Origin of the sequence: Anaerococcus porci, assembly GCF_034090325.1 — a bacterium.
GTDB lineage: Bacteria > Bacillota > Clostridia > Tissierellales > Peptoniphilaceae > Anaerococcus > Anaerococcus porci.
In genome coordinates this window covers 1-21919 of sequence record NZ_JAXDSU010000063.1, presented here as the reverse complement: position 1 = coordinate 21919, position 21919 = coordinate 1, and the positions used below count along the sequence as shown (strand labels likewise).

Sequence of the window (21919 nt, the reverse complement as noted above, 5' to 3'; positions counted from 1 at the left end):
CTTCTCACATATTTCAAATACCCAGAAGGAATAAGAAAACTAATATATACAACAAACGCGATGGAAAACTTCAATAGACAACTAAGAAAAGTAACCAAAAATAAAACAATATTTCCAAATGACTACGCACTACAAAAAAGCTTGTACCTTGCAATGGTAGATGCCTCAAGCAAATGGACAAGTAGAATTCGTGGCTGGGATCAAATCTTATCCCAATTATCAATATTTTTTGAAGGGAGGTTTTAAAAACAGGTAAAAAAACTATAAAATCAGCTGCAAATTTTCATGAAAATTTGACAGTTTGTTAAGTTCATATAAAATTAAGATAGGCTCCATTCCTATAGGAATGAACATCTATTGATACACAAAACTATTTACAGACCCACTCAGTATAATTTTTTGTCAAATAAATCAGTTCTTAACTCATCCAAAGACTCATATGACCTTCTATTTGTACATTCCTTCTTCAAAAACTTAAAGAAAGACTCACAAAACAGTATTATCATAATGATATCCCTTTTTAGAAAAAGAAGCTGTAATGCTTAATTCATCAAGTAAATTTTTAAAATCATGCCCGTATATTGGCTACCTTGGTCAGAATGAAAGATAAGATTTTCAGGATTACCACTTCTTATAAAGGCAGACTTAAGAGTATCACAAACAAGACTTGATTTTATAGAAAAATCAAGCTTCTAGGAAACTACACTCCTAGAAAACAAGTCAATAATAACACAAAGATAAGCATGCCTTCCATTAACTTTAAGATAGGTAATATCTAAAACCCAAACACAATTAGGCATACTGGAAGAAAAATCTTGTTTAACTAAATTTTATCTAGAAGCACTATCATTTACACTAACCCTTCTATTAGACTCAGGAGCATAAAAATGCTTGTAATAAGTAGACCCATTAACATTTAAAACCCTACAAAGAGTAGATAATTTATGCTCAAACCTAAGAGTGTGAATAGCATTTAATCGTTCTTTGAATATGGCAATGGCTTTTTTTAAAATTAAATTTTTTTCTCTAAGATAGCATTTCTTTTTTGCAATACTTTAATTTGCTTAGCAGTAAAAACCTCGCCAGTCTCAGTAGAAACACTAGCATACAGCTTAGTACATTTAGCAACGGTAGAAACTGAAACACCATACTCTCTAGCGAGAGAATTAATGGAGCGACCATTCTCATGAAGAGAAACAATGGACATTTTAAAATCTTCATCATAACGTTTAATAGTCCTAAAAGACCTCCTAACAATACAATAAAATATTTCGCATCATTTGTCTAGACAAATGACCTACAGTTCTATTTATTTGTCTACTTTTTTGACTATGTTCCATGTGTTTTGCATACATTGATACTATTTGATTTTCTATGTTGAAAATATCTTTTTCATATTTCCTTAAAGTCTATGGTTTAAAACTTCCTTCTCTATCTCGTGGAATAGATATATCTATGTTGCCATATGATGACCTAACTCTTTTCTTGCTGGAACCATTTCTTGTTTTTATACTTAGTGTTTTTTGACGGTATTTATAGTATATATGCTCATCAAGTTAGGACTTTAATATTTCCTTCCATTGTGCTATCTAAAAGTTCTTTAGGTTCTTGTTGAATATCTTGTATATTTTGGGATTGATATTCTTAAATTAATATTTTCGCTATTTTACTTACTCTTGTTTATGGTCTTTTTCTTGGCATAAAAATTCCTCCTGATTAGCTTTTCTTTATCCCAATCAGGAGGTCTATATACACAAAATTTTACACAGTTTCGAATTTTAATAGTAAAAATATATTTTGAAATAATTAATTAGTTATTTCATTCAAATATCAGCCCATTCGCAGTCTTTCCATTTTTTATGATTATAAACATTTATATCTGCAACATAAGGCCATTTTTTTCTATTTAATATTGCCAAACAACCTTCTATACACATTTTGGCAACATTTATTTGAGCTTGGTCAGACTGGGAAGCACTATGAGGAGATATTATTATTTTATTTGATTTCAATAGTGGATAATTTTTATCAATAGGCTCCTTTTCAAATGTATCAATAGCAGCTCCAGAGATTAATTTATCATCAAGTGCTTTTATTAAGTCTATTTCATTAATTAATCCACCCCTACTGTAGTTAATTATATATGCACTACTCTTCATTAATTTAAATTCATTATATGAAATCATGTTTTTAGTTTCATCAGTAAGAGGAACATGAAGAGAAATAAAGTCAGAATCTTTTATTAATTTATTTATTTCCTCATATTTTATACCGCATTTTTCTACTTTCAAATCTAATGAATCAACATATGGATCATACCAAATCACTCTCATACCCAAGCTTTGACAAAAATTAGCCACTATAGAACCAATATTCCCAACTCCTACTATTCCAATTGTTTTTCCATATAACTCAATAAATTTTTCTTCATTTCTTGCACGATTCCAATTTCCAGACCTTGTAATACAGTTTACCTCAATAATTTTTTTAGAAAGGGCAAATAATGCTCCTATTGTAGCTTCTGCTACACTTCTACTATTAGCTCCAGGTGTTATTACTACAGGAATTCCATACTTTGTAGCTAGATTAACATCTACTGTATCGTAGCCAACTCCTGTACGTCCAATAACTTTTAAATTATGACTGTTTTTTATTACATTCTGATCACAGCTAGCAATGCTAACAATAAGAGCATCTGCATTTTCCATTTTTTCAATATAGTTATTTGGATTTGAATCATTAGCTAAATAATAGCTTCCTACATCATTAATAATATCCAAAGCCTTATTATTTATAGGATTAGTGATTACAAAATTATACATATGACCTCCAATATAAAAAACGGATTAGGCAAACCTAATCCATTTCAACTACTCTATTAGACCGCCTTCAAACATAGATTTCTTAATTTTATCTAAAACTTCTCCAGATGATGCTAAGCTTGGTTTGATTGGAGCTCCAACATCAATGCCTCTTAGGTTAGCCATATCTTTGGTAGCTACAGGAAATGAAGCTAAATCCATACTTAACCTAATAGGGTTCAATTTATACTGATCTTCTAAAGCACCTTCTAAGTCTCCATTGCTATATTTTTCAAATATTCCACATACAATCTCTGGCATAATATTGGCTGTCGAACATACTGCTCCACATCCACCCATTGCGAGAGTTGGATATATAAGCGTATCTTTACCACCCATAACAGAAAATTCCAAATCTTTTGTAACTCTAATAAATTCAGAAAGAGCAGTAATATCACCACTTGAATCCTTCATACCAATTATGTTCTCAACATCATGAGCAAGTCTAGATACTAAATTTGTGGACATTTTATAACCTGTTCTTCCAGGATTGTTATATAACAAAACAGATAAATTTGGAACAGACTCAGCTATTGCTTTAAAATGTTCATATAGTTCTTCTTCTGTTGGTTTTAAAAACATGGGTTGAATTATTGATATTCCATCAGCACCAAGTTCTTCTGCCATTTTTGCATATTCAATACAAGTTTTTGTTCTAATGGCGCCTATTCCAAAAAACATTGGTACTCTTCCCTTTGCCTCATCAACCATTATCTCGAACCCATACCTCATTTCATCTTTATCTAAAACATAGAATTCTCCATTTGATCCAAAAGCTAATATTCCATTAACACCACCTTCAATTACAAAGTTAACTTGTTTTCTTAATTTATCTTCCGAAATATTTTCATTTTCATCTACTGGTGTAACAATTGGTACTACTATACCATGTAAATTTAAGTTACATATAAAAGCCATTTCTTCTCCTTTCACCTCACTAAACAAGGTTTCTTTTTGTCAAATCTCCAATCTTTGATTAGATATTGCATTGCTATAGAATCATCTCTAGCTCCTAGCTTATTATCTATATAGAGCTTATGAGCTTCGTTAAGTCTATCTCTATTAATTGTGATTCCTAAACCTTTCATAGTTTTAGGGATTGATACTTTGCCGTCTTTAATTTTCATAGCATTGTCACAAAGATCTTGTCCATCTTGCCAAATCCAATGTGTATCACATGCATTATACTCACCAGGAGCCGCAGCGGCTGTATGAGCTACCATTGCTAATGATATATCAAAGTGATTATTTGAATGAACTCCCCATGTCATACCAAAGTCATGACACATTTGAGCAACTCTAACAGAACCAGTCATTCTCCAAAAATGAGGATCTGCTAATGGTATATCAACTGAATTTAATCTTACAGAGTGTCTCATTTGTCTCCAATCAGTTGCTACCATATTTGTTGCTGTTGGGAGACCTGTTCTTGATTTAAACTCTGCCATTATTTCTCTTCCTGAAAATGTACCTTCTGGACCACATGGATCTTCCACATATGTGAGTATACCATGCATATCTTTACATACATTCACTGCCTCTTCCAATGACCAAGCTCCATTAGGATCTAACGTTATCCTAGCATCTGGGAATTCTTCTTTTAACACTTTTATAGCTTTAATTTCTTCTCTAGCCTCTAGAACTCCGCCTTTAAGTTTAAAATCTTTAAATCCATATCTTTCATGTGCTGCTTTTCCTAATGCCCTTATAGCTTCAGGGGTCAACGCTTCTTTTCTTCTTAATCTACCCCAATTATCTGAATCGTCATCATTTGATATGTAAGGAAGATCTGTCTTATCTTTATCACCTACATAGAATAAATAACCAAGAAATCTTACTTCTTCCCTTTGTTGTCCATCACCTAATAACGATGCAACTGGTACCTCTAAATGTTTGCCCAATAAATCTAAAAGAGGAGTCTCTATCGCTGTCATGGCATGAATAATTGTTCTTAAGTCAAATGTTTGCTCTCCTCTGCCACCATCATCAAAGTTCTCGTATTTTTTTTCTATATCTAGAATTATATTTTTACATTCACTAATTTTTCTACCTACTACAAGGTTTTCACACTCTTTAATAGTGTTTGTAATTTTTTCTCCGCCCGGTACTTCTCCAATTCCTTCGTTTCCCATGTCATCTGTAAGAATAACTATATTTCTTGTAAAATATGGGCCATGTGCTCCAGAAAGGTTCAGTAGCATGCTATCATAGCCTGCTACTGGGAGCACCTCCATCTTTGTAATTTTTGGTATGCTCATTATTTATCTTCTCCTACTTCAATATTATTTATTTTTTCATAATATTTAACTATTGCTGAATGATCATCTTTTTCATTTCCGTCAATTCTTAATGCTTGCAATATTTCCATAACTTCTGCTGTTAGTGGTAAAGCTGCCTTAACAGCATGAGATGTATCAAGAGCATTTTGTAGATCTTTAATATGAAGATCAATTCTAAATCCTGGTTTGAAATTTCTTTCAAGCATCATAGGTCCTTTTGCATCCATTACTGTAGATCCTGCTAATCCACCTCTAATCGCTTGATAAACCGCCTCAGGATCAACTCCAGCTTTCTTAGATAATATAAAAGCTTCAGATACCGCTGCAATATTTAACGCTACAACTATTTGATTTGCTAATTTTGTTGTATTTCCTGCACCTACTTCACCTACTCTAACTATTGATGATGCCATCTTTTCAATTATTGGCTTAACTTTTTCATATGTTGCCATGTCTCCACCAAGCATTACTGCTAGTGTTCCGTCTATTGCTTTTGGTTCTCCACCAGATACAGGTGCATCTATATATTTAACACCAATTTCATCTAACCTTTTAGCAAATTTTTGTGATTCTACTGGATTTATTGAAGACATATCCACAATGATTTTTCCTTCTGATAGTCCTTCTGCAAGACCCCCTTCACCAAAAAGTGCTTGTTCACAGTTTGGTGAATTTGGAAGCATTAAAATTATAACATCAGAGTCTTCAGCTAATTCCTTTTGGGATAAATATCCCTTCGCTCCTTCTGTTTCAAATTCCTTAATAACATTATCCTCTAAAGTGTTAACATTAAGTTCATAGCCTGCTTTCATTAAATTTCTAGCCATTGGTTTTCCCATTACGCCTAACCCTACAAATCCTATTTTCATTATTTCCTCCTATTTAAATTTACAATTTTCTTTTATATGCTTCAATTAACTTCTATCTAAAAATAAATCAAGTTATTGGTGCTGGGTTAAATACTACTAAAGCATTGTATAATCCTAATTGATCTGACTTAGTAATTTTTACTCCACTAGCAACATCAATTATATAGTCTAAAAGTTCTTCACCCTTTTCATCAACAGAAGATTTTCCTATGGCAATATCACCAGTATTGAAATCTATTAAATCACCCCATTTCTTTGCTAATACATTATTTGTAGCAATTTTTATAACTGGAACATGGGCTAAATTATATGTTGTACCTCTTCCACTTGAAAATAACATCATATTTATTCCTGATGCAAGCTGACAAGTACCGCACACAAAATCTGATGCAGGAGTTGCTGCAAATGTAAGTCCAGGTTTTTTTATTAACTCTCCTGGTAACAAAATATCTGTTATATCTGAAATTCCTGATTTAGCAACTGAACCCATAGCCTTATCTATAACTGTAGTTAATCCACCTGCTTTATTACCAGGACTCGGATTTGCACTTCTATCTACTTGAGACTTTTCCAGATAATCATCATACCAATTGATTTCATTAATATATTTTTTTCTTAAATCTTTATCTTTAATTCTAGACAAAATTATATTTGAAGCATCTCTAACCTCTGTTACTTCAGAAAATATTACGCTGGCTCCGTATTCTACTAACCTATCTGCAACGTATCCCATAGTTGGATTAGCCGTTACACCTGATAGTGCATCAGAACCACCACATTGAAGACCTATTCTTAATTTTGATAACGGAAATTTTTTTCTATTTCTTTTATTAAGTCTTTTTAATCTTATTTCCGCCATTTCAATTGCTTTTTGAAAAGATTCATGAAAGCTTAGATTTTGTTGAACTAATATATCTTCACTGGATACTGCTTCTATCTTATCAGGTGTAAACTTTTCACACCCTAAACAAATCATCATCACTTCACCACCAAAATTAGGATTTTTGATAATATTGTTTATTATTCTTTGAGGAATTTCGGAGTCTAAAGCATCTATTGCTACACCACAACCATATGTGTGAGATACTGTAACTACGTCATCTACATTTTCATACTTTCCTAGCAAATTATTTTTTATATAATCAACTAATTTATTAATGAAACCCTCTGAACACTGGACATTAGTTGAAATTGCTAGCAAGTTCTTCGTGCCTACTGTTCCATCTTTATTTTCATATCCATAAAAATATCTTTCTTTATTTTTCTTATCATTAACTTTTCTACTTTTATATGGAATATCAATATCCAAAGTTTTTACTTTATTAACATGGATAGATTTAAAATCAATTAACTCTCCAGCCTTTATATCTCTATCAGCATAACCAATGATTTCACCATATCTAATTATTGGTAAATCCTTATTTATATCTTGAATAGCAATTTTATTACCCAATGGAACAAAATCTTTGACGATTATATTATATTCTTTTAAATTATCTCCCTTTTCTATTCCTTCTGCATTAACTACAGTAACATTATTATCTTTTTGATTTATCTTAATATATTTTAGTTCCATTATTTATCCATTCTAAATTTAATTAATGTTTAAAAAAATAAACTAGCTATCATAACAACAATTATTGAAACTCCAGAACCTATAAATGAAATCATAGTTTTAGCCCAAAATTGATCCCTCACTTCAGATAATCCATACAATCCATTAAATACCCAGAATCCAGAGTCATTAAAGTACGAAAACGCTACTCCACCAGCACATGTAGACATAGCTGCCAAAACAGGATTCATACCTAATGATAATAATAAAGGCGCTGTTAATGTTGCTGCTGTAGTAAGTGCTACAGTAGCTGATCCTAAAGCAATTCTCATAAGAGCAGCAATGATGAATGGTATTAATAAAGCTGGTATTGATGTTGATAATATAGCTTCGCCTAATGCATCACCTACTCCTGATTCTCTTACTACCATACCTAATGCTCCACCAGCTCCGGTTATAAGCATAATCATACCTGTTGCCTTGATTCCTTCTTCAATATAATCAAGAACTTCTGTTCTACTCATATTTCCTCCAAGACCATAAACAGATATTAATGTCCCTATAGTTAATGCTATTATTGGATGACCCAATAGATTAAATACTGGTGTTAAAACATTTTCAATACCTGCAAAAGTTACTATAGAGTTTGCGAAAATAAGAATAAGTGGAACTACTATTGGTGCGAAAGACATAACAGGAGATGGTAAATTTTTCTCTTTGTGTAATCTATCTATATCTTCAATTGCTTTTATATATTCTGGTCTAAACTCTTTTTTTGTATAAGTTACTCCATCATCATTAGGTATTAGATATAACTTCTTATTTAACCATTTACAATATAACATTGATACAATTAAAGTAGGAATTGTAACTAAAATACCTGCAATTATCATTACACCGACATCTACTCCTAGTATACCTGCTACAGTAAGTGGACCTGGTGTAGGTGGTACAAATACATGTGTTAATTGTAATCCTGTTGCTAACGCAAGACCTAACGCCACAGCTGATTTGCCTGTTAGTTTTGATAATGCTTTAGCTATTGGTGTTAAAATAACCAATGCTGAATCTGAGAATACTGGTATAGAAACTATATAACCAGTTATTCCTAACGCCCATTCTTCTTTATGCTTCCCTATTTTTCTTATTATAGTAAAAGCTATTTGCTCTGCAGCTCCAGATTTTTCTAGAACAGCTCCCATCATAACACCTAGTCCTATTATAATTCCAGTACTACTTAAAGTATTACCAAAACCTTTCGTAATTGACCCCATAACTTCAGAAATACCTAAGCCTCCGACTAATCCAGTTATAAGCGCCGCAAAAATTAATGCAATAAAAGTATGTACTTTAGTCTTCATCGACAAAAATATCAATACAGCAATACCAATTGCTAGTCCTAGTATCATCTGTGTACCTGATACCATAATATACCTCCCAATATTTATTATGGTTACATTATAGCAACTACTAAATCAAATTTTCTATGTTATAAACTACGATAAATAAGGTTTTCCTTGATTTTTTCTTTGGTTTTTGTAACAATAAAGTTTAGGAGGAAATATGAAAATCAATGAAAATTTAGCACAAAACATAGTAGAAAGCTTAAAAGATACAATAAAACAAGATATCAATTTTATGGACCAAGACGGAATTATCATTGCATCTACAGATTTAAAAAGAATAGGAAGCATACATAACGGAGCTATAGAATGCATCACACTTGGGCGAACTATAGGAATTATTTATGATAATGAATATCCAGGGGCAAAAAAAGGAGTAAATCTTCCTGTTAAATTTGATAAAGAAACAATTGGTGTGATTGGTATTTCAGGAGAATATGAAATTGTAAAAAAATATGGTACTATCATAAAAAGAATGACAGAGATTCTAATTAAAGAAGAGTGGATAAAAGAAAATCAGAATATAGAATTTGAAAATAAGAAATATATAATAGAATCTATATTAAATTCCCAATTGTATAATTTAGATTTCTTGCCAAAAAATATTGAAACCGATGCAAAAGCAATAGCCGTATCAAAGATTAAATTTAACTCAATTGATTTTTCCACAAAAAGGAATCTTATTAAATTAACTGAGTCAAATTATAAAAATAACAAATTATACACATCGATAATACATGATAGGTTTGTCATAGTTTATCTCGATTGTACATATGATGACATTAATAAACATTTAAATTTAATTGTAAATCATGCCAACAATTCTTATAATTTAAAACTTAATTTTGGAGTATCTAGTATATTTTACAATCTTGATAAAGCGCATGAGTTTTACAAACAAGCATTAAGATCCCAGAAATGGTCAGAATATAATAACAAGAAAGGTCCTATACTTTTTTATAAGTATATGGATCTTGGTCTTATACTCACGTCTATTGAAGATAAAGACTTGTATGAATTTTCATATAAAATATTAAAAAATATTGATAATAAAGATATAGAAATATATGAAGAATTGTTCTTCTTATACGGAAAATATAATGGATCTATCACAGCCATTGCTGATAATATGTTTATGCACAAAAATTCTATTCAATATAGGCTTAACAAATTAGAATCTCTTACAGGTTATGACCCAAGAAAATATAATGACTATGTAGTATTATGGTTTGCATTCTTTACACTTAAAAATTCTGAAAATTATTAAAGCAAGACTTAGCTAAGTCTTGCCTTAATAAGGTTACTTAATCTTGTATATGAGTCTAAAGACTTGTTTTACACATCTTCTTAGATTTTCTCTAGCTACTTCTTTATCCATTGCCTCTTTTAATTCAATAACTTCTCCAATAATTGGGAAAAATGCATCTATACCCTCTTCATTTACAACTTCCGCCTCATTTGAAGCAACTCCAGAAAAAGCTATAACAGTCTTTCCATATTTTTTAGCAAGTTTTGCAACCCCTATAGGGGTTTTTCCATAAGCTGACTGTTTATCAAGCCTTCCCTCACCAGTAATCACTATATCAGTTTCCCTTATAATATCTTCTGCTTTTAATAAATCTAGAATTATCTTAATTCCCGAAGATAGTTCTGCATCAAGATAATTTTTAAATGCGTATCCTAAGCCACCTGCAGCTCCTGAACCTGGATATTCACTATCAGCATCATTGATAATTTCTCTTGTTTTTTCATAAAGTTTACAATGCAAATCATTTATTTCCTCGACTTGTTTAGGGCTAGCACCTTTCTGTGGACCAAAAACATGAGCACTGCCATTAGGTCCTGTTAGAGGATTAGTAACATCACAAGCCACAGCAAATTTACAATCATTTAGCCTGCTATCCATGTTACTAATATCAATTTTATCGAGCTCTTTTATTCCCAATGCTGAAGGATGAATTTTTTTTCCTTTATCATTTAGAAAATCTACACCTAATCGAGTTAACATTCCAACACCACCATCATTGGTTGCAGAGCCTCCAATACCAACTATAAAGCTTTTAACTCCTCTATCGAGAGCATCAATAATTATATCTCCTACTCCATATGTAGAAGCTTCCATTGGAGATAGACTATCTGATATAAGTGTAATACCTGCTGCAGCACTCATTTCTATGATTGCTACCTTTTCAGGATGTATGTTTTTATTATCCAGTATAATATATTTTGCCTTGATGTTCCTAAGTAAAGGATCCTTTACAACAAGTTCTGTTTCACTTGCTCCTTTAAGATCAGCTAAAGATTCAACCATTCCTTCACCACCATCAGCAACAGGCATAACCTTAATATTTTCTTTATCATTTATTTCTAAAATAGAATCTTTTATTATATTTCCAGCCTCAAGTGAACTAAGGCTACCTTTAAAAGAATCTACAAGTACTGCTATATTCATCCATGTCTCCTTTATCTTATTATATAGTTAATTATAATAAAAAATATCATCATATTATATAGTACTAATCATAAAATTAAAATTTAAGATAATTATAATGTTGTCATCTATAACAAAGTCTTTTAAAATTTTAACCATTAACTATCTAATTATCTTTATTATCCTATAATTTAGAAGATATCTCAAAAAAACGGTTCTACAATAAATTGTATTGGTGAAGAGAAATCTACATCAACAATTTTTTAAATGACAAGTTGTAAAATTAAATGCGACACCACTAAAAATTAAAAACTCATACTAACTTCGTGTAAAATGTTAATAACGACAAAAACACACGCGGAGGTTAATATGAGCCATAAACATATTACCATAAATGATAGAAATAAGATAGAGGTATTAATGCTGAAGGCTATTCTTCTAGAAGAATAGCAAAAATTTTAGGTTTCCATCATTCGACAATTTCTAGAGAACTTAAAAGATATGGAGATAATTATAATGCTGAAACAGCGAATAAAGATCACAAATCTAAAGCTTTACTTAAAGGTAGAAAGACTAAAATCAATGTTCAACTAAAAGAAAGTATAGTTGAAAAATTAAATTTAAAATAGTCTTCAGAACAAATTTCTGTTACAGTTTTAAATGCTGCTATTTGCTTTAAAACTATATATAATTGGCTATATTCAGGGATTCCTGATTTTGATATTACAAAGCTTAGAAGAAAAGCTAAATCAAAAAAACCAAAAGAAACTCGTGGTCGATTTAATATTGGAACTTCAATAAGAAATAGACCTAAAAAAATAAAGAAAAGACTAGAATTTGGTCATTGGGAATTAGATATAGTTGTATCATCAAGAGATAAAAGTAAAGGCTGTTTAGCATCTTTTGTTGGAATGAAATCAAGATTCTATATAGCCTTACCAATGAAGAATAGAAGTAAAGATTCTATGCTCGATGCAATCAAAAAGTTGATAAAATCCTTACCAAAGTCAGCCTTAAAAAGTTTTACATCTAATAGAGTCGAAGAATTTGCATGCTATACTGAAATTGATAAAATTGGTATAGACTTTTACTTTGCTGATCCATATTCAGCATTGCAAAGAGGAAGTAATGAAAATTCAAATGGATTATTAAGGCAATATTATCCTAAGAAAACTGATTTGGCTAAGATAGACGTAAAAGAGTTAATAAAAAACACAAAGGAGCTTAATAATAAACCTAGAAAATGTCTAAATTATCAAACTCCATTTGATATATTTATGCACGAACTTAGTTTACTTTGAGTGTCGCAATATTATTTGCAATTCATCAAATAAAAAATTAAGAGATAAAGAGTTCAATTTCTTTTAAGATTAAGTACCAAAAATAAACAAAGGAGGATAACTATGTCTTTTAACATAACTAATTGTATATCCAAATCAATTTCTTTAACAGATTCTAACTTATCTTTTTCAGGTGAAATTAATGAATAAGTAATTAACTATAGTAAAACTCTAGTTTATCTACAAGGCAGAAATATGCATTGTTCTGATAATGTGGTTCGAACTCAGATAATTAAATATTTCTCAAGAAAAGTCTCGTTAGATTGTTACTTATCAATAAACAATCAGTCGCTTTTAAACTAAAGAATTAGCGATTTTTTTGTAAAAATTGCTATTATACTTTAATTGCTAAAAAATATTATTGATAAATTTTATTCTATATTATCTAAAAGAACTAAACACTATCCTTTTATCTTTATCTCAAAAAACTTGTGAAAAGGATATATCAAAAATAAATAATATATCTTATTCGACTGTATCTAGATACATTAACCAATGCTTTAAATCATACTCTCTATCGCAATTTAAGCTTGCTAAAAATCTTGGATTTGATGAATTTAAATATATAAATGACTCTAGAGGTTCTATAAACTTTATCATGACTGATTTAGATAGTAAAAATAATTGATGCTGTTGAAGACAGACAGCTTTCTCACCTTAACAAATATTTCAATAGATTTTCTAAAGAATCTAGAGATAATTTTAAAACCATGACTATTGATATATATGTATATATCAGCCTTACATTAGCTTAATTAAATAACTTTTTTCAAAAATCTAAAATTATCTTTTATTGTTTCCATATCATAGTCATTTTTATAAAACTTTACTTAAAGCTAGATTCTATGCTATGGAGAAGCTATTAACATCGAATACAAGAAACTTGAAAAGTATTGGATGCTAATTCAAAAAGACTTTGTTCATTCAGGCTCTAAGGAATTTAAGCGTAGAATTCACTTTAAAAAGCAGAAAATAGAATACTATATTGTGATTAGTTAATATCTTGTGACAATACTATTAAAGAAATTTATAAAATCAATCAATTTCTTTTGCAAGGTTTAAAAACAAAAAATATTAAATTACTAAAAAATCATATATAATCATTTAAGTTTAGCATTTCTGTGCACTTAAAAACAGTTATTGAAAGCTTATTAGATAAGTTTAAATTTATAGCTAATGTTTCACTGATGATATTATAACTTCAGCAAAGTTCTAAAACGTATTTCTTTATTATACTTTAGAAATAAAATATTAATTATTTTAAGATTAAAGTAAAAATTTTATATGTAAAAAAGAGCTAGAATTTCACTTCTAACTCATTGTAAATTTATCTATACTATGAAAGCATTAAAAACCTATTTTTATGTTCTTTTGTTGAATTTCTCTTTATCGAAATTTCCTACAGTATTTGCAACTATTATTGTACCTGCAGCATCTCCTGTGATATTAATAGCTGTCCTTGCCATATCAAGAATTCTATCTATACCCATAATCATTGCTATACCTTCAACTGGAAGTCCTACTGAAGTAAGTACCATTGAAAGTGTTACTAGACCAACTGATGGTATACCAGCTGTACCAACTGATGCTATAGTTGCTGTTAATATTACTGTTAAAAAGTCATTCAAACTTAAGTTAATTCCATAAGCATTTGCTATAAATACAACAGCTACACCTTGCATTATTGCTGTACCATCCATATTTACTGTAGCTCCTAATGGGATAGTAAATGATGATATTTTTTTATCTACACCTATGTCTTCTAAGGTTTGTATATTTATTGGTACAGTTGCATTAGATGAGGCTGTAGAAAAAGCAAAGGTCATTACTGGAAAGTACCTTTTCAAGAAAACAAAAGGATTTATTCTTACAAAAACGGTAAGTAATAATAAATAGACTACAAAAAGCTGGAATCCTAAACCTAATATAACTGACGCCATATAGGATAACATGGATAAGATTACATCATATCCTAAATTTGCAAAAGTTCTTGCAATAAGGAAAAATACGCCTATTGGAGCAATTTTCATAACTGCCATGGTCATGCTCATCATAAGATCATTCATTTCAGTTATAATATTTCCTAAAGTTTCCATCCTATCTTCCATTCCAGCTATCAAAAGTCCGACTATAACTGCAAATATTATTATTTGTAGCATGTTTCCCTTTGCTAAGGCTTCTATTGGATTGGTTGGAATCATATTAAGAATTGTATCTTTCATTGAAGTTTTCTCAGCTGTCTCCATTGCAAATTCATTTGATCCAAGACTCATATTCATTCCCTTACCAGGTCCAATTATTGATGCTATAACTAAGGCAATAACTATAGCCAAAGCTGTGGTTAATAGATAAAATGATACTATTCTTATACCAACCTTACCTAAAGTCTTCGTATCTCCCATATTTCTACAACCATCTGCGATTGAGAAAAATACTAGAGGGACAACAAGCATTTGCATAGCCCTTATAAACATTTGTCCAATTACATAAAAGACCCCTTCAATTAGGATGTCATCTTTGATATGTCCTGCCGGTACAAAGTAGTGCATTATAATTCCTAGTATCATACCAGATATAAGTGCTATAAATATTTTTGAAGTAAGACCTGTTTTTTTATTTACTTTACGCTCCATAGCCGTACTCCTTTCTTAGATAGTCTTCTAGGGCATCTTCCCAAGATTTAAAAGTATTTTTACCTAGTAAGTCTAGGAAGTAATTATCCATCCCCCTAAAAGCAGGTTCAAATTCTACCCTATCACTATCCCTAATTTCTTCAATTTCTGCTTCTATCTTTGTAAAATCTATTATTTTTTTGGCAAAAGTTTTAAAAGAACAAGTTCCTCCACATGAAGCGTGATATATTCCATAAGCATTTGTACCCATTATGGATAATAAAAATTTCGTAAGTTCGTAAGTGGAAGTTGGTGATCCATATCTTGATTTAGGAACTTTAACAAGACCACTTTTGGCTTGTTCAATAATTTTTTCAACTAAGTTATTTTCTCTAGAATAAAGTCTTGATACTCTAACTATGAAATAACTATTAGCAAATGTTTTTACAAACTCTTCACCCAAATATTTACTTTTTCCATAAACTGTTTTTGGCTTTGGTGTATCAATTTCCTTATATGGATGAATTGTTTCTCCATCAAATACATCGGCTGTCGATAAGTGAACTAATTTTGCCCTTACTCTATTGGATGATATGGCAATATGTTTTGCTCCCAAAGCATTTAATAAATATGCCTTATCTGGATTATCCTCACATTCTTGTCTTTTAGAAAGTCCAGAGCAGTTAATTATAATTTTTGGTCTATTTCTATCTATAAATAAATTAACTTCATCTTGATTTGTAATATCTACTTCTTCTTTATCTGTAGCTATAATTTCAGCTTCCAGTGGATCTAGGTATCTAACTAAGGTAGAGCCTAATCTACCATGAGCACCTGTTATCCATATTGTATTTATTCTCATAGTTTTTCCTTTCTAAATATATTAATATATTGTATTATATCATATTGCAATTAATTTTTCATTTATTTTTTCTAATCAGATTTTGATTTATATATAATAAAAAAGCTAGCACAAGCTAGCTAATTTAAACCAATATCTGTCCTATAATACTTATTTTCAAAATATATCCTATTGCAGTCATCATAAGCAATTTTTCTTGCTTCCTGTAAGCTTTTAGCCTTGGAGCAAATTGTCAAAACTCTGCCTCCGTCCGATAAAATATATCCATCTTTAATTTTTGTTCCATTATGAAAAACTAGACTATTATTAACTCTTTCTATTCCACTTATTACTTTATTCTTTTCGTATTTTGAAGGATATCCATCTGATACTAGTATTAAAGAAAGACAATAATCATCTGACCAAATTATATCTTCTCTTGTAAGAGTTTTGTTTAGGCATTTGTCTATTAAACTAATTAAGTCAGACTTAAGTCTAGGCATTAAAGTTTCAGTTTCTGGATCTCCAAATCTTACGTTAAATTCCAATACTTTTGGCTCGTCTTCGTCTATCATAAACCCAATAAATAATATTCCATAATAATGAAAGCCTGAATCACTTAAACCGTATTCTATTTTTCCTAAAATCTTTTCTATATTATACTTTGTCTTATTAGAAAAATTATTTGGAGAATAAGTCCCGACACCACCTGTGTTGGGACCCTTATTTCCATCATAAATTTGTTTATGGTCTTTGCAGGTTTCTAATGGGAAAAGTTTATTATCTGCTACCATACAAAGTAGCGATTCTTCAATGCCTTTTAAAAATTCTTCTATAATAACAGTGGAGCCTTCTTCCTTAAAGATTTTTTTAATAAATATATCTTCAAGAGTTGATATTGCTTCATTTTCATTTTGACAAATTATAACTCCTTTACCCAAGCAAAGTCCATCAGCTTTTATGACTAAAGGATATGAAAATTCTTTCAAAGATTCTTTTGCATCATCAAAGCAAGTAAAAAATTTATACTTAGCTGTAGGTATCTTGTATTTTTCTAGAAATTCTTTGGTAAATTTTTTAGACTTTTCAAACCTTGCACATGACTTATCAGGTCCAAATATTTTAAGTCCATTTTCTTTAAATTTATCTACTATTCCCATGCAAAGTGAATCTTCAGGACCAACTATAGTTAAGTCTATTTTTTTATCAATTGCAAATTCTAAAAGAGAGTCTATATCTGTTGCATCTATATCTATATTTTTACAAAAAGATGAGGTTCCTGCATTTCCTCTTGCAAGATAAATATCACTTACTATTTTCGATTTTGAAACTTTCCAAGCTAGTGCATGCTCTCTTCCGCCATTTCCAATAATTAATACTTTCATAATACTCCTATTTCTTTGTGTATACTTTATTATCTTTGATATATAGTTTATCATCACAGAAATCTTTTACTGATTTAACAAGGATTTCATGCTCTTTTTCGAGTACTTTATTTGCTATTGTTTCAATATTATAGTCTTCTTTAATTTCAATTATTTTTTGATATATTATAGGACCCTCATCAGCATCTTTTGTTACAAAATGAGTTGTAGCACCAGTATATCTTACACCCTTTTTAAATACAGCCTCATGAACCCTCATCCCATAAAATCCCATACCACAAAATGAAGGAATTAATGATGGGTGAATATTTATTATTCTTGATTTAAATGCGTTAATTATCTCTTCTGGTAAGATTTTTAAGTATCCTGCAAGTATTATCAGATCTATATTTTGATTTAAAAGAAATATTAAAAGCTCTTTATTATCAGTTATAACTTTTGTATCTATATTTGCTTTTTGTGCTCTTATAAGACCATAGGCATCTTTTTTATTTGATATTACAACTTTTATTTCTCCATTAATATTATTATTTATACAATTATCAATTATAGATTGGAGATTTGTACCATAGCCTGATATAAGAACTACAATCTTTTTAGTATTTAAGCTCAATTTTCTCTTTTCCTTTTTTTATTTCACCTAAGTCTAAAAGTAAATTCTCATCAATTACTTTATGAACAAGGCTACAACAAGACTTGTCTACAACAAAAACTAAACCTACACCCATATTAAATGTCTCATACATATCTTTTTTATCAAGTTCTCCCCATTTTTGAAGAAGATTAAATATATATGGAATTTCTATATCACTTACATCAATTTTTGCACAAAGACCATCAGGTATCATTCTTGGTATATTTTCATAAAAACCACCACCGGTAATATGACTTAGACCATTTATTTCGATTTTTGCAAGTAAATTTAAAACTTCCTTTACATATATTCTTGTAGGTTTTAAAAGCTCTTGTCCAAGACTTAATTCAAGTCCTTCAATCTTTTGATCTAACGATAATTTTTCCTTTTCTAGAACTATCTTTCTAACTAGTGAATATCCATTAGAGTGGATTCCAGAAGATTTAAGTCCGAATATATGATTACCTTCTTTAATTTTTTCTCCTGTAATTATCCTATCCTTATCGACTATACCAACGCAAAAACCAGCCAAGTCATATTCATTTTCCTTATATAAACCTGGCATTTCTGCTGTTTCTCCTCCAATTAAAGCTGCAAAAGACTCTTTACAGCCTTTGGCTACTCCTGATACTATTTTTTCCATTTTTTCAGGAACTAATTTTCCACAAGCTATATAATCAAGAAAAAATAATGGTTTTGCACCTTGACATAAAATATCATTTACACACATGGCTACACAATCTATTCCTATACTGTCATGTTTATCCATCATTTGTGCAAGCATTAGCTTCGTCCCTACCCCATCAGTTCCAGATACAAGAACAGGGTTTTTAAAATTATAATTTTCAAGACTAAATAATCCAGAAAATCCGCCAAGCTTACTTAATACATTTTTTGAATGAGTACTTTCAACTATGTTTTTAATTAACTCAATTTCTTTATGTCCTTGGGCTACATCAACACCAGAATCTTTATAACTTATTGGCATATTAAATCCTTTCTAAAGGGTTAAATCCGTCAAAACAATTTTCATAATATACCTTATTTCCGCAGGCTTCCCTAAGCCCATCTAAGGAAATAAAACCAAGGGAATCAGCCCCTATAATTTCTCTAATCTCATCAAGACTCCTGTTGTTACTAATAAGATGATCTTTTCTAGGTATATCAAATGTAAGAGTTTCCTCTTTTATAACTTGAGGTGATGCTATTCTTATATGAACTTCCTTGGCACCTGACTCCTTTAAAATCTCAATAACTCTCTTAATGGTATTTCCACGAACTATAGAATCATCAACGAGAACCACTCTCTTACCCTTAATTAAATGTCTTATAGGATTTAATTTTATCTTGATTCCCTTTTTTCTCATAGAATCTGTTGGTAAGATAAAGGTTCTACCTATATATCTATTCCTAACTATGGCTTTTTCATATCTAATTCCTGAAGCTTGTGAAAATCCAAGAGCTGAAATCATACCTGAATCAGGGCTACCAACAACTATATCAGCATCAACTGGATGTTCCCTATAAAGGATTTCTCCCATTTTTATTCTAGCGTCATACACACTTACACTATTTATATATGAATCAGGTCTTGCAGTATACACAAATTCAAATATACAAGGAGCATTTGAGTATTCTTTAGCAAAGTATGATTCTTCGCCATAATCATCGACTATAAAAATTTCACCGGGTTTTAAATCATGAATTAATTTGCCATCTATTGACTCTATAGTGCAAGTTTCACTTGCTACTATATAATCATCTTCTTTTATTCCTACTGATAAAGTCTTTATTCCATAAGGATCTCTTATAGCTATCATTCTTTTTTCATTAATAACTATAATAGAATAGGCTCCCTTTAAATTTGATACAAAATCTCTTATCTGATCTATATTATGGTTATTTAACTTTTCTACAATCTCTTCAACACTGATATCTGTTATAAATTTTCCATCAATAGCTATGAGATTTTTCCTTGTATTATCTCTTGGGTAAAAGAGCCAAGGCATTGGTAAAAGTGATGAATCATCTCCTGAAAAAGGATACTTTATATATCCAAGTCCAACATTTCCTGCAAGAGTTGATATATTATCAAATTTTATATTTTTTGATATATCTCCCTCGCCCTTTATTTCAGATAATTTCTCATGGGCTAATAACGAAATTCCCATAGCATCTTGTCCCCTATGTTGTAAAGCATAGAGGGCAGAATACAAGTTAGGGAATATATTTTTATATTTCTTTTTAGAAAAAATTCCTACAATTCCACTCAGTATTTATTCCCATATATGTATTCAGTGCTATCTATAGTTTTCTTAATCTCAACTCTTAAATCCTTAAGTTTTTCTCTTAAATCATCATATTTTACAGCTAGGATTTCTGCTGCTAGGATTGCGGCGTTTTCTCCACCACCTATAGCAACAGTTGCTACAGGTACACCTGTTGGCATCTCCACTGTAGAAAGTAGTGCTTCAATTCCTCCTAGATGAGATGATTTTGCAGGTATACCTATAACTGGTCTTGTAGTTATGGCTGCTATAACACCTGAAAGATGTGCAGCTTTTCCAGCTATTCCAATGTATACTTCAGATTCATTTTCGCTTTCTTTTACATATTTTTCTAAGCTTTTTAGTGCTCTATGAGCTGATATAACCTTAACTTCAACTTCAATCCCAAAGTCTTTAAGTTTTTTTACGACTTTATCGGCTATAGAACTATCAGATAAGGAGCCAATAATTACTGATACTTTCATTTTGATACCTTTCTTTTATAGTCCTAGATACCTTGATAGTTCAAGTGGTTCAATGTACTTACCATCCTTGTAAGCTCTCATGTTTCCACCAGAAACTTCATCTATAAGTAAAACTTCACCAGAATCTTTATGTCTTCCCCATTCAAATTTGATATCATATAATTCTAATCCATATTCATTTAGAATTTTTTTAACAAGTTTTGCAACCTTTTTATTTTCCCTAATTATTTCATCGTATTCATCTTCAGAAAGTATATTTAATTCTACTAGACCTTCCTTGGTAATTAATGGATCTTCACGATTATCATCTTTCAAAGTAATTTCAGAATATGCATTAAGTTCTTGACCTTCTTTTGTATATAGCCCATATCTTCTTATAAATGAACCAACAGCCTTAAATCTTGTTATAACTTCAAGACCCTTGCCAAATACACTACAATTTTCAATCTCCATGAGATTATTATCAATATCTGCTCCAAGATAATGTGTCTTTACACCTGCTTGATTTATCTTTTCAAAGAAAAATTTAGATACTTTTAGACACTCAGCCCCCGCACCTTCTTTTGAACCAGCTACTTGGTTTCCACCTGTATCAAATACTCCATCAGTTCCAGTCATGGTATCCTTGAAAAGGCAGTACATTTTTCCATTGCTTTCAACTAAGTTCTTTGTTTTACCCTTGTAGATAATATTCATTTTTTCTCCTCAAATTTTAAAATTAAACAAAAATAAACCCAGAAGGATAGGCTACGAAACCTATCCTCCTGGGCTTTTATCCCTCTGGTGTAATACTTTCAAAAAAATATCGTACAGCTCGGTCTTGAATTAACAGATCCCTAGGTACACTTTCGCCCAATTTTCTTGAGCTTATCCTTAGTTCATGTTCATAATACCAAGGTAAAAATTAAAAGTCAAGAACAATTTCAAACTTTTTAAAACATCTTAAAATTCTCAAGT

The 21919-nt window shown here is 30.5% G+C and carries 21 protein-coding genes and 1 pseudogene; 3 read left to right on the top strand and 19 right to left on the bottom strand.

All coding sequences use genetic code 11. From position 1 onward, the window contains the following. Nucleotides 1-246, top strand: a 246-nt coding sequence (locus tag SOR60_RS06820) for a transposase (protein ID WP_320595543.1), incomplete at its 5' end; no start/stop codon positions are given. Between the two features lie 140 nt (nt 247-386). Here the strand turns inward: SOR60_RS06820 and SOR60_RS10520 are convergent. The 10 genes from SOR60_RS10520 to SOR60_RS06785 form a co-directional block, all read right to left on the bottom strand. After that, the gene (locus tag SOR60_RS10520; RefSeq protein WP_154539279.1) at nt 387-506 is read right to left on the bottom strand and encodes an IS3 family transposase; all 120 of its coding nucleotides are present in this window, start codon (nt 504-506) and stop codon (nt 387-389) included. Between the two features lie 186 nt (nt 507-692). After that, a complete protein-coding gene (locus SOR60_RS10515; protein WP_407654226.1) occupies nt 693-800 on the bottom strand; it encodes a DDE-type integrase/transposase/recombinase in 108 nt (35 codons plus the stop codon). A 212-nt stretch (nt 801-1012) separates the two neighbouring features. Further along, the gene (locus SOR60_RS10510) at nt 1013-1234 is read right to left on the bottom strand and encodes a transposase (RefSeq protein ID WP_407654227.1); all 222 of its coding nucleotides are present in this window, start codon (nt 1232-1234) and stop codon (nt 1013-1015) included. A 175-nt stretch (nt 1235-1409) separates the two neighbouring features. Then, a complete protein-coding gene (locus tag SOR60_RS06815) occupies nt 1410-1511 on the bottom strand; it encodes a transposase (RefSeq protein WP_320595544.1) in 102 nt (33 codons plus the stop codon). Between the two features lie 312 nt (nt 1512-1823). Continuing rightward, on the bottom strand, nt 1824-2822 hold the full coding sequence (locus tag SOR60_RS06810; protein ID WP_320595542.1) for a hydroxyacid dehydrogenase: 999 nt from the start codon (nt 2820-2822) through the stop codon (nt 1824-1826). 48 nt (nt 2823-2870) lie between these two features. Then, nucleotides 2871-3779 carry a dihydrodipicolinate synthase family protein gene (locus SOR60_RS06805; RefSeq protein WP_320595541.1) on the bottom strand — a complete coding sequence of 303 codons (909 nt, stop codon included), beginning with the start codon at nt 3777-3779 and terminating at the stop codon, nt 2871-2873. Nucleotides 3780-3790: 11 nt separating this feature from the next. After that, nucleotides 3791-5119 (bottom strand): enolase C-terminal domain-like protein, encoded by a 1329-nt coding sequence (locus SOR60_RS06800; RefSeq protein WP_320595540.1) that lies wholly within the window; start codon nt 5117-5119, stop codon nt 3791-3793. Beyond that, complete coding sequence (garR, locus tag SOR60_RS06795) at nt 5119-6009, bottom strand: 2-hydroxy-3-oxopropionate reductase (protein ID WP_320595539.1); 891 nt, start codon at nt 6007-6009, stop codon at nt 5119-5121. The genes SOR60_RS06800 and garR overlap by 1 nt, the downstream gene beginning before the upstream one ends. Before the next feature lie 67 nt (nt 6010-6076). Continuing rightward, entirely contained in the window at nt 6077-7585 is a 1509-nt protein-coding gene (locus tag SOR60_RS06790) for a UxaA family hydrolase (RefSeq protein WP_320595538.1), read from the bottom strand. Between the two features lie 29 nt (nt 7586-7614). Beyond that, nucleotides 7615-8991, bottom strand: coding sequence for a GntP family permease (locus SOR60_RS06785; RefSeq protein WP_320595537.1), 1377 nt, complete (start codon nt 8989-8991; stop codon nt 7615-7617). A gap of 136 nt (nt 8992-9127) precedes the next feature. Between SOR60_RS06785 and SOR60_RS06780 the strand changes: the two genes are divergently transcribed. Further along, nucleotides 9128-10234 carry a CdaR family transcriptional regulator gene (locus SOR60_RS06780; protein WP_320595536.1) on the top strand — a complete coding sequence of 369 codons (1107 nt, stop codon included), beginning with the start codon at nt 9128-9130 and terminating at the stop codon, nt 10232-10234. Between the two features lie 33 nt (nt 10235-10267). Here the strand turns inward: SOR60_RS06780 and SOR60_RS06775 are convergent, their stop codons facing one another. Next, entirely contained in the window at nt 10268-11419 is a 1152-nt protein-coding gene (locus SOR60_RS06775) for a glycerate kinase (protein ID WP_320595535.1), read from the bottom strand. A 348-nt stretch (nt 11420-11767) separates the two neighbouring features. Between SOR60_RS06775 and SOR60_RS06770 the strand changes: the two are divergent. Continuing rightward, nucleotides 11768-12699, top strand: a pseudogene (locus tag SOR60_RS06770) (IS30 family transposase). A 1400-nt stretch (nt 12700-14099) separates the two neighbouring features. On the opposite strand, the gene SOR60_RS06765 reads toward SOR60_RS06770, so the two are convergent. The 8 genes from SOR60_RS06765 to SOR60_RS06730 all read right to left on the bottom strand — a co-directional run bounded on the left by SOR60_RS06765 (nt 14100) and on the right by SOR60_RS06730 (nt 21658). Beyond that, nucleotides 14100-15371, bottom strand: a complete 1272-nt coding sequence (locus tag SOR60_RS06765) for a dicarboxylate/amino acid:cation symporter (RefSeq protein WP_320595534.1) — start codon at nt 15369-15371, stop codon at nt 14100-14102. After that, nucleotides 15361-16212, bottom strand: coding sequence for an SDR family oxidoreductase (locus tag SOR60_RS06760; protein WP_320595533.1), 852 nt, complete (start codon nt 16210-16212; stop codon nt 15361-15363). The genes SOR60_RS06765 and SOR60_RS06760 overlap by 11 nt, the downstream gene beginning before the upstream one ends. A 119-nt stretch (nt 16213-16331) precedes the next feature. Then, nucleotides 16332-17576 carry a phosphoribosylamine--glycine ligase gene (gene purD, locus SOR60_RS06755; RefSeq protein ID WP_320595532.1) on the bottom strand — a complete coding sequence of 415 codons (1245 nt, stop codon included), beginning with the start codon at nt 17574-17576 and terminating at the stop codon, nt 16332-16334. Nucleotides 17577-17583: 7 nt separating this feature from the next. Beyond that, nucleotides 17584-18189 carry a phosphoribosylglycinamide formyltransferase gene (purN, locus tag SOR60_RS06750; RefSeq protein WP_320595531.1) on the bottom strand — a complete coding sequence of 202 codons (606 nt, stop codon included), beginning with the start codon at nt 18187-18189 and terminating at the stop codon, nt 17584-17586. Then, complete coding sequence (gene purM / locus SOR60_RS06745; RefSeq protein ID WP_320595530.1) at nt 18173-19198, bottom strand: phosphoribosylformylglycinamidine cyclo-ligase; 1026 nt, start codon at nt 19196-19198, stop codon at nt 18173-18175. The genes purN and purM overlap by 17 nt, the downstream gene beginning before the upstream one ends. Nucleotide 19199: 1 nt before the next feature. Next, nucleotides 19200-20381, bottom strand: a complete 1182-nt coding sequence (locus SOR60_RS06740; RefSeq protein WP_320595529.1) for an amidophosphoribosyltransferase — start codon at nt 20379-20381, stop codon at nt 19200-19202. A gap of 98 nt (nt 20382-20479) precedes the next feature. After that, entirely contained in the window at nt 20480-20962 is a 483-nt protein-coding gene (gene purE, locus SOR60_RS06735) for a 5-(carboxyamino)imidazole ribonucleotide mutase (protein WP_320595528.1), read from the bottom strand. Nucleotides 20963-20977: 15 nt separating this feature from the next. Next, entirely contained in the window at nt 20978-21658 is a 681-nt protein-coding gene (locus SOR60_RS06730) for a phosphoribosylaminoimidazolesuccinocarboxamide synthase (protein ID WP_320595527.1), read from the bottom strand. Nucleotides 21659-21919 lie beyond the last annotated feature (261 nt).